The sequence below is a fragment of the Caproicibacter fermentans genome, from assembly GCF_014303955.1.
In the GTDB taxonomy this organism is placed as follows: Bacteria; Bacillota; Clostridia; order Oscillospirales; family Acutalibacteraceae; genus Caproicibacter; species Caproicibacter fermentans.
This window is the reverse complement of record NZ_CP060286.1, coordinates 1824082-1849389: the sequence shown is the minus strand read 5'-3', so window position 1 is coordinate 1849389 and position 25308 is coordinate 1824082. Positions and strand designations below refer to the sequence as shown.

Genomic DNA, 25308 nt, shown 5'->3' with positions numbered 1-25308 from the left:
CCGGACAGGAGGCAGCATGATTCATTTAACCGACCGGGAGTTTCAGGAGCTTGTCGATTTTATCCGCGGAAATTTCGGCATTAACCTCAGTAAAAAGCGTTTATTGATCGAGGCCCGGCTTTTTTCCGTGCTGGCGGAGAAAAACATTTCAAGCTTTACGGAGTATTTCAGTCTGATCCGCAGCAACCCGGAAGAGCTGCACACAATGATGAATCGGCTGACCACGAATCATACCTATTTCATGCGGGAGCCGCGTCACTTTGAATTCATGAAAGAAGTGATTCTTCCAAAGCTGACGGAGAACCGGGCGGACAAATGCCTGCGGATCTGGAGCGCGGGCTGTTCCACGGGGGAAGAGGCCTACACGGCGATCATGGTGATGAAGGAATGGTTCGGGCCGTGTTCCGGATGGGATTACCGGATTCTTGCGACGGATATCTCCACCAAGGTTCTTGACGCGGCACGGACGGGAATCTATTCCGCGGATTCCCTGCGGAATCTTCCCCCGGGCTGGGAGAAGCGGTATTTCCGCAAACAGGAAGACCAGGTCTATCTTCTGAGCGAGGAAGTCAAAAAAGAGGTCATTTTCCGCAGCCTGAACCTCATGGACGCGTTTCCGTTCCGGCAGCCGTTTGACCTGATTTTCTGCAGAAATGTAATGATCTACTTTGAGCAGGAAACCAAGAACAAATTGATTCAAAAATTTTATGACAGCTTAAAGCCCGGCGGGTATCTGCTGATCGGTCATTCCGAGACCGTTCAGCGGGATACCGTGCCGTTTCGATATATTGAACCCTCCATTTATCAGAAAGGATAAGCGCTATGCCCTTTCGACCGATCAAAGTTCTGATAGCCCATGATTCGCTGATTTTCAGGTCCGTTCTGAGTGACGCGATGTCTCAAGACCCTGCGTTTGACGAAATCAGAACGGTGAGCAGCTTTTCAGAAGCCGCCTCACTGCTGAAAGCATACGAACCCGATGTGATGATAGCCGGTGCCGGACTTCGGGGAGGCGGCGCCGGGGCCCTGATCAAAGAGATGAAAATTCCCGTGGTCGCCGTTTTTCCGCCGGAAACCGATCCGGCGGAATATCACAGGCTTGGGGCCGCGGATGTGATTCTGCTTTCGAAGAATCCGGACAAAAAAAGCTGGGAGGCATTTTGCAGCGAGGCCTGCGTAAAAGCGAAGATTGCCGCTGCGCCGGGGAAAAGCCGCGTTCTCAAAAAGGCGGCGGCGCCCCCGAAAACAGCGGCGTCCCGCGTCATCGTGATCGGCGCTTCCACCGGGGGGACCGACGCGACGGCCGAAATCATCAAGCGCCTGCCCGGCGATCTTCCCGGAATCGTGATTGTTCAGCACATGCCCTCAGGCTTTACGAAAATGTATGCCCAAAGGCTTAACGGGCTGTCGGGCATCAGCGTTGCCGAGGCAAGGGACGGCGACCGCGTGGAGCCCGGGAGCGCGCTGATTGCGCCGGGCGGCTTCCATCTTCAGCTGAAAAGGGACGCCGGCGGGTACTATGTCAAATGCGTTCAGGGGGAGCGCGTCAACGGGCACTGCCCGTCGGTGGGAGTTCTGTTCGACTCAGCCGCCAAAACAGCCGGGCGTGAAGCGATTGGGGTGCTCCTGACCGGAATGGGGAAGGACGGAGCCGAGGGCCTCCTGCATATGAGGCAGGCGGGCGCGTACACCATCGGGCAGGATGAGACTACCTGTGTGGTTTACGGAATGCCGATGGCGGCTTATGAGATCGGCGCCGTGGTAAAGCAGGCGCCTTTGCAGCAAATCGCGGATCTTATTGTTCAGCACCTGAAATAAATCTTTACCGGGAGTTGTAGAAATTGATGAGTGTGAATTTGAAATCGTCCATTCAGTCGCTCTTTCAGAGCAGAAAATCAGTTCGAGCAAAATCCCATCCGGCAGCATCGGCTGCGAAGCAGACAAAACACAAACAGGAAGGGCTGAAACGAAAGCTGTTGCTCCGGTTTATGCTGATCACGGTTTCCATCTGCGTGATTTTCGGCGGAACCACGCTGTACCTGATTTACGAAAATTCCATGAGTTTTATGAAGAGCGAAGTCGATTCGAACGCGCGGGCCTACAGCCAGGTTGTCAAAAATTCACTGGATAAATTTCAGACGTCGATCACCGATATTTCACAGGACAGCGCGCTGTTTAACAAGAGCCTGTCGAACGAGGATATCGAGCGCGAGCTGCAGGTGCAGAGCCGGGCACACGGCTTTTTTGCGGTCGACCTTGCCGACAGCACCGGCAAAACGCTCGGCGGCGACGATATCAGCGGGACGGTCTATTTTAAAGAGGCCATGATGGGGCATTCCGCGGTTTCCAGCACCTACATATCGAAGAAAAACAACGGTATGATGGTGACGATGGCCATGCCGATCAACGATCCGGAGGACAACTCCATCAAAATCCTTGCGTGCTCCCTCTCCGTCGGAACGCTCAACAGCCTGATCAACGATGTGACCGTCGGAAAGACCGGCTACGGCTTTATTGTCGACGGAGACGGAAAGATCGTGGCGGACAAGAATCTGAACAACATACTCGAATCCGTCAACTATATCGAGCTTGCCAAAAAGGATTCGTCCTATTCCGGAATGGCGGAGGTCGACAAGCATATGGCCGCCGGGAAGACGGGGGGCGAGATGACAACCTTTGAAGGAAAGCAGGTCTATGTGTCGTATCTGCCGATTTCCGGCACAAGCGGGTGGTCCATCGGCGTCGTTGCCGTCAAATCCGAAATGATGGGCGGTATGTACACGGCGATTTACATCGCGCTCGCCCTGATTGCCGTGTTTATCCTTTTATCCGTCCTGATTTCCAGCAGGATTGCCCTGCCGATCGTGAGGCCGGTGATTTCGCTCGCCGGGAGAATTGAAACGCTGGCTGACGGGGATCTGCACTCCGAGGTTCCGGTTGTCCGGACGAAGGATGAAATCGAGTCGCTCTCCAAAACCTTCGGGACGACCGTGGAGTCGCTCAACGGGTATATTGAAGAGATTTCCGCCGTGCTTGGGAGCATTGCGGAGGGCGATTTCACGATGACCACAAAGCGGGAGTACCGCGGTGATTTCATAGCCATCAGGGACGCGCTGAATTCCATTCTCAATTCGATGAATGCCATGTTCGGCGACATCAGCGAAATGGCCGATCAGGTAGCGGGAGGCTCGCAGCAGGTGGCGGAAGGCTCGCAGGCGCTTGCCCAGGGCGCGACCGAGCAGGCGGGGACCGTCGAACAGCTTGCGGCTTCCATGAGAGAAATTACCCGGAAGGTGGACGAGAGCTCGCAGTATGTGAAAAAGGCCGATACGATTGCCGAAAATGCGATGGAACAGGTTACGCGTGGCAGCGAGCAGATGAAAAATATGATTGCCGCAATGACAAAAATAGAGGAATCTTCTTCAAAAATTGAAAAAATTATAAAAACGATTGAAGATATTGCGTTCCAGACCAATATTCTGGCCCTGAATGCGGCGGTTGAGGCCGCGAGAGCCGGCGAAGCGGGCAAGGGCTTTTCGGTTGTGGCGGATGAAGTCCGCAATCTGGCCGGAAAGAGCTCGCAGGCCGCGAAAAATACTTCCGCGCTGATTCAGGATTCCATCGGCGCAGTGGAGGAAGGAAGAAAGATCGCCGACGAGACGGCTGCTTCCCTGAACGAGATTGTCGGCGGCGTCGAATCGATGGCGACCCTGTTTGGGTCCATTTCCCAATCCTCGCAGGAGCAGGCAAAGGCCATCAGCCAGATGAATCTGGGCGCGGAACAGATCTCCACCGTGGTACAGTCGAATTCCGCGACCGCCGAGCAGAGCGCCGCCACCAGTCAGGAGCTTAACCGTCTTGCGCAGCAGCTGAAAGCCGCGCTGAATCAGCTGAAGCTGAAAGATTGAACCGTTCTAATACCTGAAAAAAGGCCCCGCCGTTCGGCGGGGCCTTAACCTGCTATTGCATAAAATCAACCGGCTGGCCGCACCTGTAAATTTCGGCCAAAGACTTTTTCGGCTTTGCGGCCGGGAGTTTTCGCGCGATTTTTCAGCGGCGTGTCCCATTTTTCCGAGGGAAGGCTTCTATATTAATCGATCGTCAGAATTTCGCCGCGGCTGCGGTAGAACAGGATGTTGTTCAGCCAGGGCTTCAGCGCCGGATCGGTTTTCAGGGAGTCGTAAAATTCCGTGTCGCCGAACGAGTGCATGGGAACAACGGCCCGGGCGCCAACGGTTTTCATAAAATAGCTCAGGCCGAGCAGGGCGTTTTCTTTTTGCCGCGGGTCGACGGGAAGAAACGCAACGTCGATTTTCTCACCGCGCAGCGTGTCGATCTGTTCCCGAAAGCGACGTCCCATTTCTTCGTTGTCTTCCTCGGGCTCCCCATCCCAGTGCCACCAGTTCAGGTCGCCCGCGTGGTAGAGATTCAGCCCGTCAACCCGAACCAGAAACGCGACGCCCAGATCCGTCGATTCCAGCGCATGTACGGTCAGGTCGCCAAGGTCTACGGTTTGGCCGGGGGCGATTTTCACGGCGTCCTCGGGCGGGCGGATCTCATCAGCGACGACGTAGCGAATTTGTTTGACGGTTTTGCGCCAGCTGAAAACCCTGGGGCTGTAATGGTCCGGGTGACTGTGGGAGGAAAACACGACGACGTTTTTCTCACGGATTTCCTCCGGGTCAATCACACCTTTTGACAGCCCGCAGCCTTTGGGAGTATCGAGATAATAGTCAAAGATCAAAAAATGGCGGGCGGTTTCCAGGGAGAAGCCGCTGTGGTACAAATATCGGATTTCTATGCTCATCGATCGTTCCTCCGTTTTTCCCCTATTATACCACAACCCGAAAGCAGAGAATAGCTTTCAGCGGCTCATGCGGCGCTGGACTGCTTTGACCGCTTCCACAACCGGCAGAATCAGCAGGGCGATTCCGATGGAAATCAGGTATTGGCGCGGAGTCAGGGATATGAGCGAAAAGGCCAGGGAAAGGAACGGCAGCTCCACCATCGCAAAGGTCAGCAGCAGCGACAGGAGCATGGTTCCAAGCAGAATCAGATTCTGTCCGTGCAGGAGGAAAACGGAGCCCCTGCGGGAACGCAGATTAAAGGAATGGAAAATTTCGCACATCGACAGCGTCACAAAAGCCATGGTGGTTCCTGTGTCCGGCCCGCTTCCGCTGCCGGCCCAGTAAGATGCAAGGGTCAAAACGGCGACCGTGGCGCCCTGATAGAGCACGTCGGCTCCAAGTCCGTTCGCGAACAGGCTTTCACTTTTTCCGCGCGGCGGACGGTTCATAATCCCGTGCTCCGCGCGTTCCGTCCCCAGTGCGACGGCGGGCAGGCTGTCTGTGATCAGGTTGATCCACAGAATGTGAATGGGCCGGAACAGCGAGAAGCCGAGCAGCGTTGCGGCAAAGATGGAGATAACCTCGCTGAGGTTCGAAGACAGCAGAAACTGGACGGTTTTCAATATGTTGTCGTAGATTCTGCGGCCTTCCCGCACGGCGTAAACGATCGTGGCGAAGTTGTCGTCCGCCAGCACCATATCCGCCGCGTTCTTGGTCACATCCGTTCCCGTAATTCCCATTCCGACGCCGATGTCCGCGGTTTTCAGGGCGGGCGCATCGTTTACGCCGTCCCCGGTCATGGCGGTGACCAGCCCAAGGTCTTTCAGGGCGCGTACAATTCGTACTTTATGCTCCGGCTGAACTCTTGCGTAGGCTCCGCAGCGGAGGACGGCTTCCTTTAATTCCTCGTCTGTCAAACGGTCCAGCTCGCTTCCGGTCATCACGGGATCGCCGGGTTCCGCAATGCCGATCTGGGCAGCGATCGCCGCGGCGGTGTCGCGATGGTCCCCCGTGATCATGACCGGGCGGATTCCGGCCCGCCGGCACTCGCGCACGGCTTCGGCCGCCTCCTCCCGCACGGGGTCGATCATGCCGGCAAGACCCAGGAACGTCAGGCCGGATTCCAGCTTTTCGGGGGAAAGATCATCCGGCAGGGCGGGGAGCTTTTTTTGGGCGGCGGCGAGGACGCGAAGCGCCCGGTTTGCCATTTCCCGATTGGAGCCGATGATCTTCCGCCGCAACTCTTCCGACATCGGAACGACGGCGCCGTCCGACAATACGCTGTCGCAGCGTTTCAGAATTTCATCCGGAGCGCCCTTGGTATATTGAACCACGCTGCCGTCAGGCAGGCCGTGCAGGGTGGTCATCATCTTCCGCATTGAGTCGAACGGGGCCTCGCCGAGGCGTGGAAATTCGGAGTCCAGAGTGTTCTTGTCGAGCCCTTCCTTCCGCGCAAATGCAACCAGCGCGTTTTCCGTCGGCTCGCCTACGATTTCTCCGGTCTGCGAATTCAGCCGGGAATCGCTGCAAAGGGCGAAAGCCCTGACAAGAAGCGGAAGGTCGCCGAACGAGTCCACAACCGTCATCCGGTTCTGCGTCAGCGTGCCGGTTTTGTCCGTGCAGATCACCTGTGTGCAGCCAAGGGTTTCCACAGCGGTTAATTTTCGGATAATAGCGCTGCGGGCCGACATTTTGGAAACGCCGATGGAGAGCACGATGGTCACCACGGCGGCCAGGCCCTCCGGAACGGCGGCGACGGCAAGGCTTACCGCAAGAAGGAAAGAGTTCAGAACGGATTGTGTGCTGTAATTGTGGCTGGTGAACAGGCTGAAAGCGAAGATGAACGCGCAGATGCCCAGCACGCCCAGGCTCAGCAGGCGGCTCAGCTGATTCAGCCTCTGCTGAAGCGGGGTTTCCTCATCCTTTGCTTTCGCGAGGGTATCCGCGATCTTTCCCATTTCCGTTTCCATGCCGGTCGCGGTGACGACGCCGGTCCCGCGTCCGTACACGGCGCTGCCGCCCAGATAAGCCATGTTTTTGCGGTCGCCGAGCGGGACGCCGCCCTCCGGCGCGTCAAGCGCGTCCGGGCTTTTGTCCACGGGGACGGATTCCCCGGTCAGCGCGGCTTCCTCGATTTTCAGGGAGGCCGATTCCAGGATACGCAGGTCCGCCGGCACGGCGTCGCCCGCTTCCAGCAGTACGATATCTCCCGTTACCAGTTCGGCGGAGGGGACCGATAGAACCTCTCCGCCGCGCCTGACCCTGGCGCGGGAAGCGGTCATGCTTTGAAGTGCCTCAATCGCCTTTTCCGATTTGCTTTCCTGCACAATCCCGAGAATCGAGTTGAGCACAACCACGAATAAAATGACGGAGGCGTCCGCGGCTTCCCCCAGCAGGCCTGAGATGAGCGCGGCGGCAAGCAGAATCAGAATCATCGGGTTCAGAAGCTGCTCCTTCAGACGGACCAGCATGGATTTTTTTTCAGCGTCTTTCAGACGGTTTGGCCCTCGCTCTTCCAGACGGCGTTCCGCCTCTTCCGGCGTAAGGCCGTCGCGGCGGCTGCCAAGCTCGTTCATCACGGCGCCGGAATCTTTCAGATAATCGTTTATGGGCGATTCCCCCTTTCGCGCGGATTCTGTTCTTATCGTGTCCCGTTTCTGTAACAATTTCCGCTGTCTCCTTTCAAATTTTCAAGATCCGGCATAGAAAAAGACCTCTGCCGGAAATCGAACTTTCCGGTAAAGGTCTTGCTTTCCAAAATAATTTGGATCGGAGGCCAGAAGCATTCGCAACGGTTGTTGACCTTCCGAAATTCAGCTACTCCCCTTTATCATGGGTGGATAATTTTTACGATTTACCATATCATAACAGATCCGTATCTCGAATTAATTCTAATATGAAATATTGATAAGAAATTTGCAGCAGCCGGTCTCTTGACATGCACGAAAAGGCGCTTTATACTTACTTAGAACCTTATCAAAACAGGTAATCCGGCTACTTTCGACCCTTGCTGGAACACAGCCTGAAAACAGCAGGGAGATGGAAAATGTTATCGTTATTTCTCAGTGTTTTGCTGAAAGTGGCCGTTCTTTTTTTCATGGTGGCCGCAGGTTATTTCTGTGGAAAACTGAATCTGATTTCTGACGGCGGAGCAAAGGAGATGACCGCCGTCCTTTTTTGGATTGTTACCCCGTGCCTGGTGGTTGCTTCCCTGCAGAGCATGATCGGAAAAGTCAGCGTGGGCAGCATCTTTCTTTCCGGCGCGCTGTCCGTCATCTGTATTGCGGTCAGTATCGGAGTCAGTTTTCTGCTGTACCGAAAGCATCCGTCGGAACGCCGAAGAATTCTTCGTTTCGCGGCCTCCTATTCCAACTGCGGCTTTATGGGGCTCCCGCTGGTAAACGCGGTTCTCGGCGGACAGGGGGTCGCGTACGCCTCCATGTTTATCGCCGCGTTCAATCTGTTCGTCTGGACGCACGGCGTATCGTGCATGAAGAAAGAGCCGGGCATCGATTATAAAAAGGCGATTCTGAATCCGGGAATCATCGGACTTGCAATCGGCCTTGTCCTTTTTGTGCTGTCGGTCCGCCTGCCGGAAGTGATTCTGTCCCCGATGGAATATTTTTCAGACCTGAATACGCCGCTTGCCATGCTGGTGGTCGGGGTCTATATTTCGGAGATTCCTCTGAAAGAGCTTTTCGCCGATACCGATCTGTACCATCTTTCGCTGATCCGGCTGCTGGTGGTTCCCGTTCTCTGCTTTCTCATTCTGCTGCCTCTGCATGTTGACCGGACGATTTTTACCACGCTGCTGATTCTTTCCTCCGCGCCGTCCGCCGCCAATTCGGTGATGTTCGCGGCGCAGTTCGGCGGCGACACGAGGCTGGGCTCCAAAGCGGTGGCGCTGACAACGCTCTTTTCCGCGCTGACGATGCCGCTTTTTCCGATCCTTGTGGATTGCTTTTACTGATTCTTTCCTGAAAAAAGAGGTCCGGTTCCGATCTGCTCGGGACCAGGGCCTTTTTTCTTTTTCGCGGTGTTTTGCGTGAGCTTTGCAACAGCTAACTTGCTGTATATATTATAAAAAACTACATTTTGTATTAGAATTCGACCGGTTATGTTGGGAATCAGGACGAAACGTCAGAATTGCATGGAATGTGCTGCCCTTCCCCGGAATTCTTTTGCAATCGGCAGGATTATTTAACGATCCGTATTTTACTTCCGTTTACTCCTTTTTGTATAACAATTTGACGGTCGATTTGTTCCCGGAGTTCCGCGACATGAGAGATAATGCCGACCAGCCGGTTTCCTTCCGCGAGACCGGCCAGGGTTGCAATTGCCTGTTGGCGGGATTCCTCGTCCAGAGAACCGAACCCTTCGTCAATAAACATGGTTTCAATTCGGACGCCTCCCGCGAAGCTTTGGACGACGTCGGACAGTCCGAGCGCGAGCGAAAGCGACGCCTTGAAGGATTCCCCGCCGGACAAAGAGCGGACGTCCCTCGTTTTGCCGTTGTAGTTGTCCAGCACATCGATCTCCAGCCCGGAGCGGGAGCGCAGATCGGAGGAATTTTGGCGGCGGAGCAGAACATACCTGCCGTTTGTCATTCCGGAAAGCCGCTGGTTTGCCTGCTCCAGAACACGGGTAAAATACGCCGCCTGAACATACTGCTCAAAGTCGAGCTTCTGTTTTCCGCTCTGCTCTCCGTTGGCGGTTCTGGAAAGGCCTCGCACGCAGGCGTACTGCTCTTCCAGCTCCATTCGGCTTTTCAGCGCTTCCGCAATTCGCTCTTCAACCCCGCGGTTCTGCTGCAGCCGGGCGGAAAACGTGTGGAAAGTATTTTCCCTTGACAGCTGACTGTCCTGCTCCTCGGCGAGTTCCCGCTCCAGCGCGGTCAAGTCGGCGGGCGTTTTTCCGGCGGTTTCTTCCGTGAGACGGCGGACGGCGTCCTCCGTCCGGATCCAGTCGTCCCGATAGTCCGACTGATGCCGGCGCAGCGCCTCCATCCGCTCGGCGGGAAGAACGCAGCCAAGGTATTCTTCTTCCGTGTGGAATCCGGATTCGGTCAGACGGAGCCGGTATTCCTGTTCCAGCTCCTCCGCCTGCCTGCGGGCGGTTTCCAGCTTTCTGCGGTTGTCGGAAAGGACCGCTGCCGCTCCGTCCCGGTCACTGAGGCAGGAACGGTAGGCGCTTTCCGATTTTTGAAGCGCCTGCTTCATTTCGTCGAGCCTGCCGCTCAGTTCCTTCAGGCTTCGCCGTGCCTCCTCCTCCGTCGGGAAAGGGAGAGAGGCTTGTGCGGAAAAGGCTTCGGCCCGTTTTGCTTCCAGCGACGCCGTCAGGGTGTTTTTTGCTTCGCGCCGTGTTTCCAGTTCGAGGCCGGCAGCTTCCAGACTTTCCTCAGCCCGGCGCAGCTGCGCGGAGCATTCCGCTTTTCTTCCGCACCGCTGTTCCTGGGCTTTCAGGTTTTCCAGCGCGCGCCTCCGAGTCTGTTCGGCCTGCGAACCGGCCTCGCGCGCCCGGCGTTCCAGAGCCTGCACGTTTTCGTCCCCCGTGACGCCGCCAAGAAGATCGTCGACGGCCTTCCGAAGGTTTTCCCGGTCGGACAGAATCCGTGTTTCCGCGGCTTTCAGCCTGAGACCGGAACTTTCCAGCGCGCCGTGCAGACGGTCGCGCTCCGCTTTCAGTCTTCGCAGCTCGTCTTCCGACACGGCCGACGCGTCAGCCGCCGCGGGGCGCGGGTGGCTGAGCGAGCCGCAGACAGGGCAGGGATCGCCGTCTTTCAAGGCGGACGCAAGAATTCCGGCCTGCTGCCGCAGGAAAGCCTGTTCCGCCAGATCGTAGGCGGCGTTTGCCTCCCGATAGCCGGATTCCTCTTTCAGATACCCGGAACGCATCGACCGGTACCCGTCGATCAGCGTCCGGATTTTTCCGACGGAGTCCAGAATGCCGGAAAGAACTTCGCAGGTTTTGCGGGATGCTTCTTCCTCCGTTTTGGCGGCGAGGCGTTCTGTTTCGGCGTCCGCGAGCGTTTCGAGCTCCGCCCGCAGCCGGTCGCGCTGCGACGCGAGGGCTTTCTTCTTTTGCTCCAGATGCTCCAGCAGTTTGTCCTGCTCTTCACGGGAACGTTCCAGATCCGCGGCCTGCCGTTCCAGAGTTTTCGCTTTTTGGTAGCCCGGCAGCGCGGCGGTGAGGGTTGCGATTCTGCCCGCGAGCCGTTCGCGTTCGGGCTCTTTTGCCCGTGTTGCTTCCGCAGCCGCGCTCAGTCCGGCAAGAGCGCCGTCCGCCTCGGCGACCTTTTTTGCAAGCGACGCAATTTCCTCTTCCAGAGTGTGCACGGCGTTCTTTTCCCGAAGAAAAGACAGCCGCGCGGGGGTGACGCGGGATTCGGCCAGCTCCGCGGCGCGGAGAAGCTTTGCCTGCCGCTCCGTTTCCTCACGCTGCTCCAGTAATTCCGCCCGGTGCTTTTGCGCCGATTCCAGCGCGGTGAACGTCTGCGCGGTCTGCCGCGCGGCGGCGAGGGCGGCAATCAGGCCGGAGGTTTTCTCTCTTGCCGCCGCGAGGTCGCTTTCGGCGGCTTTTCGCTTCAGGCTGTTCTCCCGGTTTTCTGCGCGGAGAAGCTCCAGAACCCGGGGAATCAGGTTGACGTCTTTGTCGCCAAGGCAGGAGGAGAGGGCCTCGCGAAGCGGGCCGTCTTCTTCGGGGCGGATTAGCGCGGCGTCCTGCAGAATGCCGCGCGCTCCGTCCTCCCAGCCGTGTCTCAGCTCCAGCTCCCGCTGTTTCAACAGTTCTTCCATGCGGCGGAACAGATCGGTGGAAAACACGCGGCGGAAGATTTCCGCCCGCTCGCTGCTTTCGGCGAGGAGCAGGTCCAGAAATTCCCCCTGCGCGATCATGGCCAACTGCTTGAACTGCCGGTGGTCGATGCCGAGCAGGCGGATCACTTCCCGCGTGACATGGGAACTGCCCGTCCGGACGGAGCCGTCCGGCAAGGTGAGAACGGCGTCCGCGTTTTCCGCCGTTTCCCCGGCGCCGTTCTTTTTGGGGCGGAGGTAACGGGGATTTCTGAGAATTTTGTATTCCTTCCCCGCATGGGAAAAGGTCAGCTCCACAAAGGTCTTGGTTTCCGGCGAGGCAAAATTGCTGCGAAGCGTGTCCACGGTGCGGGTGGAACCGCTGACGTCGCCGAACAGGGCGAACGAAATCGCGTCGAAAATCGTGGTCTTGCCCGCGCCGGTATCCCCGCAGATCAGAAATAATCCGCCGGAGCCAAACTCCCGCAGCGGAACTTCCACACGCCCGGCATAGGGGCCGAACGCGCTGACGACAAGGTCCAGCGGCTTCATACGGTTTCCTCCCCGGCTTCTTCTATGATTTTGCCGATCATTTCACGCTCCCGTTCGTTCATCGGCGATCCGCTGCGGTCCCGGTAAAATTCCTCGAACAGCTGCATCGGCGTTCTGCGGGAAGGGTCCCCCGCCGCAGCTGTTCCGGAGTTTTCGGCGTTCATCCTCCTGTTTTCAAAATCAATTCGCATCAGGTTGGGGTAGACGGCGCGCAGCTTTCCGGCCGGGTCCGCGATTTCGTCTTCATCGGTCAGAACCGCGCGGATATAATCCTCCGGGTTTGCGCCCGCGACGGTCTCCGGGGCGGTCAGCTCGGCGATCGGGCCCCGGATTTCCCGCATGTCGCGCAGCGGCTTTAAGGGGATTTGGGTCAGCTCCAGCTTTCCTTTTTCCCCCAGCTCGATCACGGTCACGCTCTTTTTCTGCCGTGCCTCCGAAAACGAATATTTCAGCGGCGAACCCGCGTAGCGCACGGAATCCCGTCCGATCTTCTGGGGACCGTGCAGGTGGCCGAGCGCGACGTAATCGAATCCGTCAAAGGCGGAAACGTCCACGCTGTCGAGGCCTCCGACGGAAACTGTCTCGCTGTCGCAGCGGAGCGGCTCGCTGGAACCGCTGATGACAAACTGATGGGCGACGAGAATGTTCCGTTTGTCGGGACAAAGAGCCGCCGTTTCAATCGCCGCGCGAACCGCGCCGTCGTAGCTGCCCGTTTTTTCCGCGCCGAAGAAAGGCTGCGCGGCGGCCGGGCGCAAAAACGGCAGAAGATAGATATGTACGTCGCCGAAGGAATCGGAAAGAACGGCACGGGGGACGGTCCCCTGAAACGTGCCCGCGATGGTAACGCGGTGTTCTCGCATAATGCGGCTGCCGAAATCGAGCCGCTCCGGCGAATCGTGGTTTCCGCTGATGGCGAAGACCGGGATTCCGCGCCCGGCCAGCTCGGTCAGGAAGTCGTCCAGCAGCGTGACGGCCTCCCCGACCGGAATGCTCCGGTCGTAGAGGTCGCCCGCAATGAGGACGGCGTCCGGCTTTACGTCCCCCGCAATTCCCACAATCTGTTCCAGAATAAAACGCTGGTCGTCCAGCATGCTGAACTCGCAGACGCGTTTGCCGATGTGAAGGTCGGAAAGATGAAGCAGTTTCATCGGATCAGTCCAGAATCTCGATCCAGTATCCGTCCGGGTCGGCGATAAAATAAAGGTCCATGTCGTGGTTTTCGTAGCAGATGCAGCCCATTTCCTGATGAAGGGCGTAAGCGGCTTTTTTGTCCGGAACCCTGACGGCAAGGTGGATTTCATTGTCGCCGAGGTTGTAGGGCTCCCTGCGGTCGCGGTACCAGGTCAGCTCCAGATTGTAGTCGGTCTGACCGTCGCCCAGAAAGACGATGATAAACGAACCGTCCGAGGCGTTTTTCCGGCTCACTTCTTTCAGGCCGAGCGCGCGGCTGTAAAAATCAAGGCTTTTCTCCAGATTCAGTACGGTGAAATTGGTGTGCAAAAATCTTGCATTCATAAATTCAATCCTCCCTGTCGATGTTTAGAATCATTATAGCACGGAATTTCGTAAAAATGAAAGGCCCGGCAATTTCATTTCACATATCGAAAAATTGTGATTGACTTTTATTTTTTACAATTGTATAATATTGGTTATAGACAAATGCCTAAAAGGAGATGCTTTCAATGGATCAGCTGAAAAAGCTGCCCGACGCGGAATTTGAAATCATGAAAGTGGTTTGGGCAAACGAGCCGCCCATCATGACCGTGACGGTCATGGAAGAACTGGGCAACAGGCGAAAATGGAAAGCTCCCACCGTGATTTCCCTGATGAGCCGTCTGGTGGCAAAGGGTTTTTTGAGGACTGAAAAGAACGGCAAGGAGCGTACCTATTTTCCTCTGATCGCCAAAGAAAAATACCTGGAATTTGAAACGGGAAATTTCATGAAGCAGTATCACGGAAACTCTTTCCTCAGTTTTGTCAATACCCTGTACGATGGAAAACAGCTTAGTGACGGCGACATTGATCAGCTGATGAAGTGGGTGAAGGAACGGAGAACATGAGATGTGGAATCTGTTTATCATATGGTTTGAATGTTCCGTCACCATGTCGGCGCTTGTTCTGGCCTTACTCGCTCTGGCCCCTCTGCTGTCGAAAAGGTATGCTGCCAAGTGGATTTATTACACATGGCTGGTGCCTGTTGCGGGCCTGATTATACCATTCCGGTTCCGTTTTCGCACCGCGCTGGTTCGGCTGACTCCGATTCCTTCGGCCGTTCAACAGATTTTTCCAGAGAACAGCGGAATCGGCCCAAAAGCCGCGTCGGCAAGTCAGGTGGGTTCGGCGATCCCGCTGGCTCAGCTGATCGGGGCCCTGTGGATTACGGGCATCCTTGTGTTCCTGCTTTATCACGGGCTGAGGCACGCCCGCTTCATCAGGCTGGTAAAACGATGGTCCGAACGGGCGGATCGACAGCAGGAGAATGAAACGCTGAACCGCATTGCGAGGGAGATGGGGATCAAGCGGCCGGTGGGACTGCGAATCTGTTCCTGCGTTTCCAGTCCGATGATCATCGGTTTCATAAATCCTGTCGTTTTACTGCCGCGGCCCGACTTCTCATCCCAGGAACTGCCGTACATTTTCAGGCACGAGCTTGTTCACTTTAGCCGGAAAGATCTATGGTACAAGAGTCTGGTGATTCTTGCAACAGCGATTCACTGGTATAATCCTGTGATCTATTTGATGGCGGGGGCCGTTGCGGCGCAGTGCGAGCTGTCGTGCGACGCGGAGGTGGTGAAAGGAAGCGGTCTTGAAGTCAGGCGGTGTTACAGCACAGTTATTCTGCAAGCAATCCGGTGCCCTGTAAAACTGCAAACGGCGTTTTCAACTCAATTTTATGGAGGGAAAAGAAGTATGAAAAAAAGAATACGCTCCATTATGGATGCGGAAAAGAAGAAAGCCGGAATCGGGATTCTCTGCATGGCCCTCGTCGGAACCTTATGTGCGGGGATGGCGTTCTCTGTCGATCAAAACAGAGGAGGCGGGTCGGATTCCGCACGGGCGGGCACAGTCGGCAAGACTCAGGAGACGTCGGAGTATATCGGCAAGATCACGTCGGATTCCACCCGGGAGGGCACGGTCGGCGGGATCGAGATGTGGGTAGCCATTAAAAAAACGTGTGCGGACGGCGAGGTGGTAGAGCTAGTCGACCCCAAAAAGGATGCGGCCGACGAGAGGTGTGCAGTATTAGCAAAAGAAGGCGCGGCCGGTGAGATTTTTCTTGCGGTCAAGCCGACGGCGGACGGCTCATAAACGACGACGGCTATTCGGGTTTTCCAATCCCTGCGATGTCCTTGAGGACTTCCCCGGCGAGGATCATCCCGGCGACCGGGGGGACAAACGGAACGCTGCCCGGAATCGCCCGGCGCGCGGTGCATTTTCTCTGCGTGCCCGGCGGGCAGACACAGTGATCCCGGCAGCTGATTTCGCTGTCGTCGATCGGCTGAAGCGGCGGCTCCTTCGAGTAGACGACTTTCAGGGATTTTACCCCGAGCGCTTTCAGCTCCCGGCGCATCACCCGCGCGAGCGGGCAGACGCTGGTTTCATAAATGTCAGCGACCTCGAAGCGGGTCGGGTCCAGCTTGTTGCCGGCGCCCATGCAGCTGATGACCGGAACGCCGGCCTGTTTCGCGCGCTGAATCAGTTCCAGCTTAGCGGTGACGGTGTCCACCGCGTCGATGATATAGTCGTATGCGGAAAGGTCGAATTCCCCGGCGTTTTCCGGGGTGTAAAAGCACTGGTGAAGCTCCACCCCGCAGGCAGGGTTAATTTCCAGAATGCGGTCGCGCATGGCTTCCACTTTTGAGGTCCCGATGGTTTTGCGGGTGGCGTGAATCTGCCGGTTCAGGTTTGTCAGGCAGACGCGGTCGTCGTCGAACAGCGCGAGGCTTCCGATTCCGGCCCGGGCAAGGGCCTCGACGGCATAGGACCCGACCCCGCCGATGCCGAATACGGCAACCGCCGAGCCTTTAATTTTTTTCATGGCTTCGCTCCCCAGAAGAAGCTGAGAGCGTGAGAATTGATCCAGCATGGGTTCCTCCGGTTCAGTCAAGATAAAACGGCGTGGAGAGATAGCGTTCCCCGGTGTCCGGCAGAAGAGCGACAATCCGCTTTCCCTGGTTTTCAGGGCGCCGGGCGAGCAGGTTTGCCGCCCAGACAGCGGCTCCGGACGAAATGCCGGTCAGAATTCCTTCCCAACGGGCGAGTTCCCGTCCGGTGCGGTAGGCGTCCTCGTCCTCCACCGGGATGATTTCATCCAGAAGGTTTTTGTCGAGCGTTTCCGGAACGAACCCGGCGCCAAGGCCCTGCAGCTTGTGCGGCCCCGGTTTTTTGCCGGAGAGAACCGCGGACTCGGCGGGCTCCACCGCCACAATCCGTACCTCCGGCTTTTTTTCCTTCAGGTACTGCGCGACTCCGGTAATCGTTCCGCCCGTTCCGACTCCGGCAATGAAGATGTCTACGCCGCCCTCCGTGTCCTTCCAGATTTCCGGCCCCGTTGTTTCACGGTGCGCGCGCGGGTTGGAGGGATTGGAGAACTGGCCGGGAAGGTACGAATCCGGCGTTTTTTCCCGGAGTTCGGCAGCTTTGTCGATGGCGCCCTGCATCCCTAGGCTTCCATCCGTCAGGACCACTTCGGCGCCGTAGGCTCCCAGCAGCTTCCTGCGCTCGATGCTCATGGTTTCCGGCATGGTCAGAATGACGCGGTATCCTTTGGAGGCCGCGACCGACGCAAGCCCGATTCCGGCGTTGCCGCTGGTCGGTTCGATGATGACCGAACCGGGCTTTAACAGGCCGGCCCGCTCCGCGTCCTCGATCATGTATTTCGCAATGCGGTCCTTTACGCTGCCCGCCGGATTCAGGTAGTCCAGCTTTGCGAGGACGGCCGCTTTCAGCCCGTGCCGGCACTCATAATTTGAAAGCTCCATCATCGGGGTATTCCCGATCAGGTCTGTAACGCTTTTCGCGATCAAATGTACCACCCCTGTTATTCTCATATTATCAGACTTTATTTCACTTATTATAGATTTCTTTTCCGTTCCCTGTCAATGCCGTGCAATTAAAAAATAGAAAAATACTATGTTTTCAGCGGGGAATACTTGACTTAAAAGAAAAGTTTCGATATGATTGATTTGAATTATAATGAAAGTTTGCAGAAGGAGCGCGCTCGAATGAGAATCTCGTCAAAGGGAAGGTACGGCCTGGCCGCAATGGTCTGCATGGCGGAGGGCTACGGGAGCGACGCCTGTATTACAATTATCAGCCTGTCGGAACGGCTGGGGATTTCCAAAATATACCTGGAACAGGTTTTTTCACTTCTGAAACGCGGGGGCCTGGTGCTCGCAATCAAAGGCGCGCAGGGCGGGTACAAGCTGTCGAGGCCGCCGCAGGAAATTCCCGTTTATGAAATACTCCTGGCGCTGGAACAGTCTCTGTTTGAAAAAACGGCGGAGTCCGTGACGCAGAAAGCGGAAAACATCGAAAAGGCAATGCAGGCGTCCGTCTTTTCCGTGCTGGACAGCGCCGTTGAAAAGGCCATCGGCAAAATAACGCTGCTCGATCTTCAGACCGAAGCGGAAAGGCAGAAGCAGGATTCCAGCTACATGTTTTATATTTGAGCGCCCGTTCTCATCCGGAAAGAAGAATTCCCCGCCGCGTGGATTTTTGAGCCGCGCGGCGGGGGATTTTTATTTTCTTACAAAAATATCCGGGCCGTTTTACGGCGAACCGTGAGCCTGCGCGGAAAGCGCTTCCAGCTTTTTTCTGTCCAGAATCCGGATTTCTCCCCGGGAGAGCGCCACCAGCCCCTCGGAATGGAAATAGCGGAGCATCCGTGTGACGACTTCGCGCGCGGTTCCCATGTTTTTGGCGATCTCCTCATGCGTCGTCGGCAGGCGGTCCCCGCCGTTGATCGCGGATTCCTCCAGAAGAAACAGGGCCAGCCGCCGGTCGAAGCTCATGAACAGAATCTGCTCCAGCAGCCAGACCACGTCTGAAAAACGCGAGGAAAGCAGCTGGTTTGTATAATCCGACACGGCAAGGGAGCTCTGGTTCAGGTCGTTGTAAACGGCGGTGGGGACCAGGATGGTTTCGCTGTTCTCGACGGCTTCGATGAAGACGTCGAACCGGATGTTTTTGAGCATGCAGGATGCGGAAAAAATGCAGATGTCGCGCTCGAACAGGCGGAATAAAGTAATTTCCCGTCCCGTGTCCGAGAGAATGAAAGTCCGCACCTGACCGCTTTTTACGACGAACAGGCCGGTACAGTCGGCCGCGCCGTTGTGCAGGCTGCTGCCGGCCGGGTGGACGCGCAGCGCCGCGGAGGACTCGACCAGCTTTCTTTCCCGTTCCGACAGACGGCCCCAGAACGGAAGCGAGCGGCGGAGAAACAGCAAATCGGATTGATTCAGAGACACGGCGATCCCTCCTTCATTTTCCGTCATACCCGGCTGACGGAGCCTTATGGTTCTTCCCGGTCTGTATTTGTCGATTCCAAGGGTTCCGCGACGAAACCCGCGTCCGCTTCGCGGCTTTCACCGCTTCGGATGAATCCGTTCAGCCTGCGCAGGAACGGAAGCGTGATGAACAGCGCGATGAGGAAGGTGAAGCAGTCCGCGACGGGCTGGCTGATCTGAACGCCCAGAAGCCCGAGGAACCGGGGCAAAATCAGAATTGCCGGCAGAAAACAGAGCCCCTGCCGCAGAACGGCCAGCCAGGTCGCCTGTTTCGGTTTCCCAATGGACTGAAACAGCATATTTGAAATCACCACAAAGGTCTGCAGCGGCATAATGGCGCACTGTGCCCGGAACGCGAGCGTGCCGATCGCAATGACCTGCGGGTCGTCCCGGCGGAAGAGCATCATGATCTGCGGGGCGAAGACAAAGGAGAGCGAGCACAGAATCAGAAGGCCGAAGAATCCGACCTTCACACAGAACCAGAACGCCTGTTTCAGGCGGGAGTAGCATTTGGCGCCGTAGTTATACCCCGCCACAGGCTGAAAGCCCTGACCGAAGCCGAGCAGAGCGGCAAGCAGAAAGAAGAAGGCGCGCCCGACAATCGACATGGCCGCGACGGCGGCGTCGCCGTATACCCTGGCGGAAACATTCAGCGCGATGGTCGCGATGCTGGCGAGCCCCTGACGGAAAAAGGAGGGCATGCCGGTTTTCAGAATTTCGGAATGCATACTCCATTTGTATGAAAAATGCTTGAAGCTGATTCCGACAATTGTTTTGCGGCGGATGTAGTTGAAAATCAGGATGACAAAGCTGACGCATTGACCGATCACGGTTGCAATCGCGGCGCCCGCTATCCCGAGATGGAACGTAAATATCATCAGCGGGTCCAGAATCACGTTCAGAATGCATCCGATGGAAATCCCGACCATGGAGAAAAACGCCTTGCCCTCCGCGCGCAGGTCGTTGTTCATGACGAAGGTCGCGCCCATAATCGGGGCGCCGTAAAGAATATACTGGGCGTAGCTTTGAGCGTAGGGGAGGATGGTATCCGTAGCGCCGAGAAAGCGCATCAGCTGGTCGCTGAAAATCAGCCCGGAGACCGTGATGACAAAGCCGACCATGATGGAGGTAAAAAAAGCGGTGGAAGCGGCCTGGGTCGCCTCGGGGTTCCGCTTTTCTCCCAGATAGCGGGAGATTACCCCGCCGGAGCCCATGCCCAGCATAAACCCGACCGCCTGAATAATCGCCATCAGCGAAAAGACGACGCCGACGGCTCCGGTCGCGCTGGTGCCGAGCTTACTGACAAAGTACGTGTCCGCAAGGTTGTAAGCGGCCGAAATCAGCATGCTGACCATCGTCGGACCCGCGAGGGAGCAAATCAGACGGGGAACCGGTGTTTGTGTCATTTTCTCGAATTGTTTGTGTGCGTCTGTTGTGAAAGGCATGAGATAACTTCACTCCGTCCTGTGAAAAGATGATTTGAATTCAAAGTGGAGAGGACGGCCTGTGTTCGGGTCAGTCCGCATAAAGGGGAGTCACTCCCGCATTTGCCATGAGCGTGTCACGGTCCTGCTGGGTTGCGCCGTAATAATAGTTATGGTCGGTCCCGGTCGCGAAATACAGGTAATCCGTGTCCGCAGGGTGAGCCGCGGCGTAAAGGGCGTCCGCGCCCGGATTGGAGATCGGCCCGGCCGGAAGGCCCGGGCTGCGGTTGGGGTATGTATTATAGTATTTGTTATATTTGTCTCCAAACTGCGGAACCAGATACAGGTTGCAGTAATCCCGTGTGGAATCCGCCTGGAGGATCATGCCGGTTTTCAGCCGGTTATGGAACACGGACGACACCTTTCTCATATTGTCCGGGTCGTCGGCTTCCCGTTCGATGATGGAGGCAAGCGTGACGAGCTGGTCGGTCGTCATGCCGGAATAGGAGTATTTGTCGCCGATCTGCTGCTCCGCGTTGCGCAGGAATTTTCCGACGGCGTCCTGCGGCTTCATTCCGACGTAAAACTCGTAGGTGTCCGGGTACAGATAGCCCTCCAGCCGATAGCAGCGGTTCGGACTGCTCCCGATCTTTTCAACGAGGGAATAATAGCTGAAGTCATAGGCCTGTGCCGTGCTGATAAAGTCCTTGCTGCCGCAGACCCCGTTTGCTTCCAGCCGTGCCGCGACCTGGGGAAGGGTAAATCCTTCCGGAATCGTGACCTTGACGATCTTCGGCTTTTCCTCCGAAGAGGGCGCTTTTGACCCGGAAGCCGGAGAAGACGTATTCGAAAAAGCGGGGGAAGACACGGCTCGCGATGATGCCGCCGCGGAGGAGGCCGACGAATCCGCGCTGCCGGAGGCCGGGGAGGAATCGGAAGAAGACTCCTCGGCGCCGGCGGACGACGGGGAAGAGGACACCGCGCCGGTACCGGAGGAACAGGCGGTCGTCAGACTGAAAACGAGGACAAAAAGAAATGCGAAGATTTTTTTCATAGAATGGTTTCTCCCAGAGGAGCCCGGACTGTCGCGGGCCGGATCGGCGGTTTGCGAACAAGTTGATTTCATTATTATAAAGCACCGTGTCGAATTTTACAACGGTAGCGAAATGCAAGGAACCCCGCCTGAGCCGGTTATACAACCTGGAAGAGATAAAATTTTAAATAAGATGTTTCCGGAACATTCCAGAGAATCGGGTGGTCCGGCGCCTGCTGGCGGGCTTCGATCTGGCGCAGCGAAACCTGCGCGTCCGCCGCGGCGCGGCGGATCACGTCGCGGAACAGCTCGTCCGTCATGAAGTGGGAACAGGAGCAGGTCGCAAGGTATCCCCCGCGCGGCAGGAGCTTCATCGCGCGGTAATTGATTTCCCGGTATCCGCGGGAGGCGTTTGCGACCGTTTTTCTGGATTTGGTAAATGCGGGAGGGTCAAGTATGACGAAATCATAGCTTCCTTTTCCGTTCTCGGCCAGTGAGGGCAGCAGATCGAACACATTGACGGCTTCAAAGGACATCCGGTCCGAAAGGCCGTTGCGCTGCGCGTTTTCCTTTGCCATGGCGATCGCGCTTTCCGAAATATCCACCGCGTGTACCTGCTCCGCTCCGGCGCGGGCGGCGTTCAGCGCGAACGAACCGGTGTCGGTAAAGCAGTCCAGCACCCGCTTTCCGCGGCTGATTGAGGCGGCCGCCCTGCGGTTGTATTTTTGGTCGAGAAAAAATCCCGTTTTCTGTCCGTTTGCGAAATCGACAGCATATTCAATCCCGTTTTCGCGGATGACGGTTGTCCCGGAATCCGGCGCGGGCAGTCCGTTCAGCGAAAAAAATCCGCGCCCCTGCTCCATTCCCTCGAGGTTGCGCAGGCCGGAGTCGTTGCGCTCGTAGATTCCGTCGATTTTCTGGCCGTCCTCCGTCAGAATCCTGTGCAGCAGCCGAAACAGCATCGGTTTGATCTGCTCGATTCCGCGCGACAGGGTCTGGGTCACCAGAATATTTTCAAACCGGTCCACGGTCAGTCCCGGAAAGAAATCCGCCTCTCCGAAAATAATACGGCAGCAGGCCAGGTCCTCTTTTCTCAACACGGCTTTGCGGTATTCCCACGCATAGCGCAGCCTGCGCTCGTAAAACGCCTCGTCGAACCGGTCGTTCGCGTTGCGGGAAATCAGCCGCACGCGGATTTTGGAATGGGAATTAAAAAAGCCGGTGCCCAGGTAGGCGCCGCGCCTGCCGACCACGTCTGCAAGTTCGCCGTCCCCGCAGGGATCCCCGCCGGTGATTTCGGTGTCATAGACCCACGGATGCCCCGAAAGGATGCCGCGCTCCGCTTTCTGTGTAACAGTCAGTTTCGGATAGCTTCGTTCCTGATTCATGAAGAAATAACCCCCGCATTGGAAAGACGGGCGCAGCACCCCGCCGCGCCCGTCTTTTTTAAATTGCTAAATATTTTATTTGAATTTCACAGCGGTTCCGTAAGCCATGACCTCCGCCGCGCCCTGCATGACGGAAGAAGACGCGTAGCGGATGTTGACAACGGCGTCCGCACCCATGGATTCCGCTTCCTCGGCCATGCGTTTGGTGGCCAGAGCGCGGGCGTTGTTCATCATATCGGTGTAGGATTTCAGCTCCCCGCCGACGATGGACTTGAAGCTCTGCGTAAGGTCCCGCCCAATATTTTTGGACTGAATGGTGCTCCCCCTGACGAGGCCGAGCATTTCAAACTCTTTGCCCGTAATGTAGTCAGTATTTACCAAGATCATCTTCTTCACCGCTCCTTATTTCCTTAATTCTCTCCGCCAGCACAAATACGGCAACGCCGATCAGCGCGGCCGGAATCAGTCCCGCGATGATTTTATACGGCAACGGAAGGCCGGGCGCCATCGCAAACCCAAGAAGCCATAAAAGAAAAACGGCTACCGCAGCCACGGTAATCACAATCGGCGCGATCATTTTTTTCCAGTGCATGAAAGCTCCCTCTTTTTCGGCGACTTTTAAGTTTCCGAATCTATTGTATTCCACTTTCATTTTTATTATAACACGGATTAAAAACTTTGCAACGATTCTGTTTTGCCTTTCGAAGCGATTCTTTACAGTTTTGTCTTATCTGTTGAATTCAGTCGGAAAATAAGTTATAGTGAAAAGGCAAAACATTTCGGAAATATTTAACAGGAGGCAACATCAATGAAAAAGACAGGCTGGATTCTATTAATCGTTTTAGTCGTAGCCATTTGCGGAGGCGTCCTTCTGTTTAACGGGTATCATCCGGCGCAGAGCCCGTCGGTGTCATCGGGCGCCGGTTCGGCATCCGCTCCGTCGTCCTCCGTTTCTTCGAAAGCTCCTTCCTCCGCGTCGGGACCGGAGAGCGTTTCGAGCCTGACGGACGACAAGATTACGGAAAAAATCAAATCGGAGATTCCGCTGGACTGGAAGAAATACACGCTCAAGGAGCAGACGGACAACCCGGTTTCGGCCGGCGGCGTAACCTACCGCACCTATGCCGCCTGGGACGAGGATTACACAGAAGGCCCTTTGATTCTATACAGCCCGAAGGACGGAAAGCTGTACACTTATACCTATAAAGACACGGCGCCGGTTCTTGCCGCGGAGGACCCGGCGTTCGACAAGACGGAGCATACCGTTACGGGCGTTGTAAAGGACGGCGCCATGATGAGCGTGCAGATTCACACGACGGACGGCAGCGACCTGACGATCCGCAGGCTCGGCGTGGATCTGGTCAATCTGGACGATGGCTTCAAGGTCGGCCAGAATGTGAAAGTGACCTATACCGGCGTTTACAAGGGGAATGACTCCCAGCGAATGTTTGTCAAGAAAATTGAAGGAATTCAGTAACCGGCCGAAAGGCCGCGCGCCCGGAACGGCATTGCCGTTCCGGGCGCGTGCTTTACACGTTTCCTTCGTAGACATATTTCAGATTTCGGCGGGCGGCTTCCGCGAGGGAGCCGACGGTGCCGACCGGCGTCGGGGATTTGTCGGCCTGCTTGTACCGCGGGAAAAACCGCGTGACGTGCAGCGGGATTTCCGGGTTCACTTCCGAAAGCCATCCCGACAGGCGGTCCATTTCTTCCGCGGTATCGTTTTCGCCGGGAATAATCAGCGTGGTTACCTCCACGTGGCAGACCTCCGACGCGATGGAGATGGCTTGCTTGACTTCGTCCAGACCCCCGGAAATCCTTCGGTAAAATTCCGGGGAGAAACTCTTTAAATCGATGTTCATTGCGTCCAGCATGGGCAGCAGGCGACGGAGGGTCCGGGGGTTGACGTACCCGTTGGTGACCGCTACGTTTTTCAGGCCGTTTTCCCGGTTGAGCCGCGAGCAGTCCAGAACGTATTCCGGGCAGATGAGCGGTTCGTTATAGGTAAATGCAATGCCGATATTTCCGGCTGCTTTCAGTTCCAGCGACTGGTCGGAAAGAACCTTCGGGGAAAGGTACTCCGCCCCGGAGTCCTCCCCCGGCCTGACCATGGAAATGGCGTGGTTCTGGCACCCGGGGCACCGCAGGTTGCACCCGTAGCTGCCGACGGAAAGAATACGGCTGCCCGGAAAAAAACGGCGAAGCGGCTTTTTTCCACCGGATCCAGAGCGATGGCCGTGACGCGGCCGTAGCTGTCGGCGGATATTTTGCCGCCCTGATTGGAACGCGCGCCGCAGAATCCGGTCTGCTCCTCTTCCAGAGCGCAGAGATGGGGACACACGTCGCAGACAATTCGGCTCATGTGTGCCGCACCACCTCGAACCGCTCCATGGAATAGGGCTCGTCTTCCCGGATCCCGGCCTTGCCGAGCGCGATTTTCACCTGTTCCCGCGGCGTTGTTACGCCGGGCAGGTTCGGCAGCAGCAGGCCGCACCGTTCGTCGCTTCGGACGATGACCCCGTACCGCTCGGCGTCGAGATCGCCGAAGGAGCCGGCGGGCTCCGGTTCGCCCAGAACATCGACGCTGTAAACCAGCGCCGGCAGTTCCTCCTTGTCGACCGGGTCAAACCTCGGGTCCCGCAGGCCGGCGCTGATCGCGTTTTGAATGATTTCCTCCGCAACGCAGCTTTCCGTGCCCTGAATCGTGCCGATGCAGCCGCGCAGCCGTCCGCCCTTTTTCAGGGAAACAAACACGCCAGCCCGC

Annotated in this window: 24 protein-coding genes; 8 read left to right on the top strand and 16 right to left on the bottom strand. The window is 56.7% G+C overall.

Annotated features, from left to right (window positions below):
* The first annotated feature begins 16 nt into the window (after positions 1-16).
* The 3 genes from HCR03_RS09140 to HCR03_RS09130 are packed head-to-tail and all read left to right on the top strand — an operon-like array spanning position 17 to position 3908.
* Positions 17-817 (top strand): CheR family methyltransferase, encoded by an 801-nt coding sequence (locus HCR03_RS09140; RefSeq protein ID WP_066642900.1) that lies wholly within the window; start codon positions 17-19, stop codon positions 815-817.
* Positions 818-822: 5 nt separating this feature from the next.
* Positions 823-1818 carry a chemotaxis protein CheB gene (locus tag HCR03_RS09135; protein ID WP_066642903.1) on the top strand — a complete coding sequence of 332 codons (996 nt, stop codon included), beginning with the start codon at positions 823-825 and terminating at the stop codon, positions 1816-1818.
* A gap of 26 nt (positions 1819-1844) precedes the next feature.
* Positions 1845-3908, top strand: a complete 2064-nt coding sequence (locus HCR03_RS09130) for a methyl-accepting chemotaxis protein (RefSeq protein WP_228725191.1) — start codon at positions 1845-1847, stop codon at positions 3906-3908.
* Between the two features lie 182 nt (positions 3909-4090).
* Here the strand turns inward: HCR03_RS09130 and HCR03_RS09125 are convergent, their stop codons facing one another.
* Together HCR03_RS09125 and HCR03_RS09120 are read right to left on the bottom strand one after the other, a co-directional pair.
* Positions 4091-4807, bottom strand: coding sequence for an MBL fold metallo-hydrolase (locus tag HCR03_RS09125; RefSeq protein WP_083209922.1), 717 nt, complete (start codon positions 4805-4807; stop codon positions 4091-4093).
* A gap of 57 nt (positions 4808-4864) precedes the next feature.
* Positions 4865-7456: a cation-translocating P-type ATPase gene (locus HCR03_RS09120; protein WP_330593846.1), complete on the bottom strand. Its 2592-nt coding sequence runs from the start codon at positions 7454-7456 to the stop codon at positions 4865-4867.
* Positions 7457-7893: 437 nt separating this feature from the next.
* On the opposite strand from HCR03_RS09120, the gene HCR03_RS09115 reads away from it, so the two are divergent.
* Positions 7894-8817, top strand: coding sequence for an AEC family transporter (locus HCR03_RS09115; protein WP_187037812.1), 924 nt, complete (start codon positions 7894-7896; stop codon positions 8815-8817).
* A 226-nt stretch (positions 8818-9043) separates the two neighbouring features.
* On the opposite strand, the gene HCR03_RS09110 is transcribed toward HCR03_RS09115, so the two are convergent.
* From HCR03_RS09110 to HCR03_RS09100, 3 genes are read right to left on the bottom strand one after another with little or no spacing between them, the layout of a single operon-like run.
* Positions 9044-12190 (bottom strand): AAA family ATPase, encoded by a 3147-nt coding sequence (locus HCR03_RS09110; protein ID WP_187037810.1) that lies wholly within the window; start codon positions 12188-12190, stop codon positions 9044-9046.
* Positions 12187-13338, bottom strand: a complete 1152-nt coding sequence (locus tag HCR03_RS09105) for an exonuclease SbcCD subunit D (protein WP_187037808.1) — start codon at positions 13336-13338, stop codon at positions 12187-12189. The genes HCR03_RS09110 and HCR03_RS09105 overlap by 4 nt, the downstream gene beginning before the upstream one ends.
* Positions 13339-13342: 4 nt before the next feature.
* Positions 13343-13705: a VOC family protein gene (locus HCR03_RS09100; RefSeq protein ID WP_066642924.1), complete on the bottom strand. Its 363-nt coding sequence runs from the start codon at positions 13703-13705 to the stop codon at positions 13343-13345.
* Between the two features lie 167 nt (positions 13706-13872).
* On the opposite strand from HCR03_RS09100, the gene HCR03_RS09095 reads away from it, so the two are divergent.
* Both HCR03_RS09095 and HCR03_RS09090 read left to right on the top strand, forming a co-directional pair.
* Positions 13873-14250 carry a BlaI/MecI/CopY family transcriptional regulator gene (locus HCR03_RS09095; RefSeq protein ID WP_187037806.1) on the top strand — a complete coding sequence of 126 codons (378 nt, stop codon included), beginning with the start codon at positions 13873-13875 and terminating at the stop codon, positions 14248-14250.
* Between the two features lies 1 nt (position 14251).
* Complete coding sequence (locus tag HCR03_RS09090; protein WP_187037804.1) at positions 14252-15499, top strand: M56 family metallopeptidase; 1248 nt, start codon at positions 14252-14254, stop codon at positions 15497-15499.
* 10 nt (positions 15500-15509) lie between these two features.
* Here the strand turns inward: HCR03_RS09090 and HCR03_RS09085 are convergent, their stop codons facing one another.
* Both HCR03_RS09085 and cysK read right to left on the bottom strand, forming a co-directional pair.
* The gene (locus HCR03_RS09085; RefSeq protein WP_187037802.1) at positions 15510-16277 is read right to left on the bottom strand and encodes a tRNA threonylcarbamoyladenosine dehydratase; all 768 of its coding nucleotides are present in this window, start codon (positions 16275-16277) and stop codon (positions 15510-15512) included.
* Positions 16278-16290: 13 nt separating this feature from the next.
* Positions 16291-17175 (bottom strand): cysteine synthase A, encoded by an 885-nt coding sequence (cysK, locus tag HCR03_RS09080; protein ID WP_267459238.1) that lies wholly within the window; start codon positions 17173-17175, stop codon positions 16291-16293.
* A gap of 240 nt (positions 17176-17415) precedes the next feature.
* On the opposite strand from cysK, the gene HCR03_RS09075 reads away from it, so the two are divergent.
* Positions 17416-17862, top strand: coding sequence for an RrF2 family transcriptional regulator (locus HCR03_RS09075; RefSeq protein ID WP_066642938.1), 447 nt, complete (start codon positions 17416-17418; stop codon positions 17860-17862).
* A gap of 99 nt (positions 17863-17961) precedes the next feature.
* Here HCR03_RS09075 and HCR03_RS09070 read toward each other — a convergent pair whose 3' ends face one another.
* The 6 genes from HCR03_RS09070 to HCR03_RS09045 all read right to left on the bottom strand — a co-directional run bounded on the left by HCR03_RS09070 (position 17962) and on the right by HCR03_RS09045 (position 23136).
* On the bottom strand, positions 17962-18660 hold the full coding sequence (locus tag HCR03_RS09070) for a Crp/Fnr family transcriptional regulator (RefSeq protein ID WP_228725165.1): 699 nt from the start codon (positions 18658-18660) through the stop codon (positions 17962-17964).
* Between the two features lie 44 nt (positions 18661-18704).
* Positions 18705-20144: an MATE family efflux transporter gene (locus HCR03_RS09065; protein WP_187037796.1), complete on the bottom strand. Its 1440-nt coding sequence runs from the start codon at positions 20142-20144 to the stop codon at positions 18705-18707.
* Positions 20145-20214: 70 nt separating this feature from the next.
* Positions 20215-21177 carry an endolytic transglycosylase MltG gene (mltG, locus tag HCR03_RS09060; RefSeq protein ID WP_187037793.1) on the bottom strand — a complete coding sequence of 321 codons (963 nt, stop codon included), beginning with the start codon at positions 21175-21177 and terminating at the stop codon, positions 20215-20217.
* Between the two features lie 137 nt (positions 21178-21314).
* Positions 21315-22544, bottom strand: a complete 1230-nt coding sequence (locus HCR03_RS09055) for a class I SAM-dependent rRNA methyltransferase (RefSeq protein WP_187037792.1) — start codon at positions 22542-22544, stop codon at positions 21315-21317.
* Positions 22545-22619: 75 nt separating this feature from the next.
* Positions 22620-22931, bottom strand: coding sequence for a YbjQ family protein (locus tag HCR03_RS09050; protein ID WP_066642949.1), 312 nt, complete (start codon positions 22929-22931; stop codon positions 22620-22622).
* The gene (locus tag HCR03_RS09045; protein ID WP_066642951.1) at positions 22912-23136 is read right to left on the bottom strand and encodes a TMEM199/VMA12 family protein; all 225 of its coding nucleotides are present in this window, start codon (positions 23134-23136) and stop codon (positions 22912-22914) included. The genes HCR03_RS09050 and HCR03_RS09045 overlap by 20 nt, the downstream gene beginning before the upstream one ends.
* Before the next feature lie 216 nt (positions 23137-23352).
* Between HCR03_RS09045 and HCR03_RS09040 the strand changes: the two genes are divergently transcribed.
* The gene (locus HCR03_RS09040) at positions 23353-24021 is read left to right on the top strand and encodes a hypothetical protein (RefSeq protein WP_066642953.1); all 669 of its coding nucleotides are present in this window, start codon (positions 23353-23355) and stop codon (positions 24019-24021) included.
* Between the two features lie 52 nt (positions 24022-24073).
* On the opposite strand, the gene HCR03_RS09035 is transcribed toward HCR03_RS09040, so the two are convergent.
* Genes HCR03_RS09035 through amrA form a run of 3 tightly spaced genes read right to left on the bottom strand, consistent with a single transcriptional unit; the run spans position 24074 to position 25298 of the window.
* Positions 24074-24691 carry a radical SAM protein gene (locus tag HCR03_RS09035; protein ID WP_407926864.1) on the bottom strand — a complete coding sequence of 206 codons (618 nt, stop codon included), beginning with the start codon at positions 24689-24691 and terminating at the stop codon, positions 24074-24076.
* Positions 24580-24906: a hypothetical protein gene (locus HCR03_RS20545; RefSeq protein WP_407926888.1), complete on the bottom strand. Its 327-nt coding sequence runs from the start codon at positions 24904-24906 to the stop codon at positions 24580-24582. The genes HCR03_RS09035 and HCR03_RS20545 overlap by 112 nt, the downstream gene beginning before the upstream one ends.
* Positions 24903-25298, bottom strand: a complete 396-nt coding sequence (gene amrA / locus HCR03_RS20300; protein ID WP_330601174.1) for an AmmeMemoRadiSam system protein A — start codon at positions 25296-25298, stop codon at positions 24903-24905. Before amrA ends, HCR03_RS20545 begins: the two co-directional genes overlap by 4 nt.
* Positions 25299-25308 lie beyond the last annotated feature (10 nt).

Bases quoted from the DNA above. Each gene is read 5' to 3' on its own strand.
- HCR03_RS09140 (WP_066642900.1), top strand. From the start codon at position 17: ATGATTCATTTAACCGACCGGGAGTTTCAGGAGCTTGTCGATTTTATC.
- HCR03_RS09135 (WP_066642903.1), top strand. From the start codon at position 823: ATGCCCTTTCGACCGATCAAAGTTCTGATAGCCCATGATTCGCTGATT.
- HCR03_RS09130 (WP_228725191.1), top strand. From the start codon at position 1,845: ATGAGTGTGAATTTGAAATCGTCCATTCAGTCGCTCTTTCAGAGCAGA.
- HCR03_RS09125 (WP_083209922.1), bottom strand. From the start codon at position 4,807: ATGAGCATAGAAATCCGATATTTGTACCACAGCGGCTTCTCCCTGGAA.
- HCR03_RS09115 (WP_187037812.1), top strand. From the start codon at position 7,894: ATGTTATCGTTATTTCTCAGTGTTTTGCTGAAAGTGGCCGTTCTTTTT.
- HCR03_RS09110 (WP_187037810.1), bottom strand. From the start codon at position 12,190: ATGAAGCCGCTGGACCTTGTCGTCAGCGCGTTCGGCCCCTATGCCGGG.
- HCR03_RS09105 (WP_187037808.1), bottom strand. From the start codon at position 13,338: ATGAAACTGCTTCATCTTTCCGACCTTCACATCGGCAAACGCGTCTGC.
- HCR03_RS09100 (WP_066642924.1), bottom strand. From the start codon at position 13,705: ATGAATGCAAGATTTTTGCACACCAATTTCACCGTACTGAATCTGGAG.
- HCR03_RS09095 (WP_187037806.1), top strand. From the start codon at position 13,873: ATGGATCAGCTGAAAAAGCTGCCCGACGCGGAATTTGAAATCATGAAA.
- HCR03_RS09090 (WP_187037804.1), top strand. From the start codon at position 14,252: ATGTGGAATCTGTTTATCATATGGTTTGAATGTTCCGTCACCATGTCG.
- HCR03_RS09085 (WP_187037802.1), bottom strand. From the start codon at position 16,277: ATGCTGGATCAATTCTCACGCTCTCAGCTTCTTCTGGGGAGCGAAGCC.
- cysK (WP_267459238.1), bottom strand. From the start codon at position 17,175: ATGATGGAGCTTTCAAATTATGAGTGCCGGCACGGGCTGAAAGCGGCC.
- HCR03_RS09075 (WP_066642938.1), top strand. From the start codon at position 17,416: ATGAGAATCTCGTCAAAGGGAAGGTACGGCCTGGCCGCAATGGTCTGC.
- HCR03_RS09065 (WP_187037796.1), bottom strand. From the start codon at position 20,144: ATGCCTTTCACAACAGACGCACACAAACAATTCGAGAAAATGACACAA.
- mltG (WP_187037793.1), bottom strand. From the start codon at position 21,177: ATGAAAAAAATCTTCGCATTTCTTTTTGTCCTCGTTTTCAGTCTGACG.
- HCR03_RS09055 (WP_187037792.1), bottom strand. From the start codon at position 22,544: ATGAATCAGGAACGAAGCTATCCGAAACTGACTGTTACACAGAAAGCG.
- HCR03_RS09050 (WP_066642949.1), bottom strand. From the start codon at position 22,931: ATGATCTTGGTAAATACTGACTACATTACGGGCAAAGAGTTTGAAATG.
- HCR03_RS09045 (WP_066642951.1), bottom strand. From the start codon at position 23,136: ATGCACTGGAAAAAAATGATCGCGCCGATTGTGATTACCGTGGCTGCG.
- HCR03_RS09040 (WP_066642953.1), top strand. From the start codon at position 23,353: ATGAAAAAGACAGGCTGGATTCTATTAATCGTTTTAGTCGTAGCCATT.
- HCR03_RS20545 (WP_407926888.1), bottom strand. From the start codon at position 24,906: ATGAGCCGAATTGTCTGCGACGTGTGTCCCCATCTCTGCGCTCTGGAA.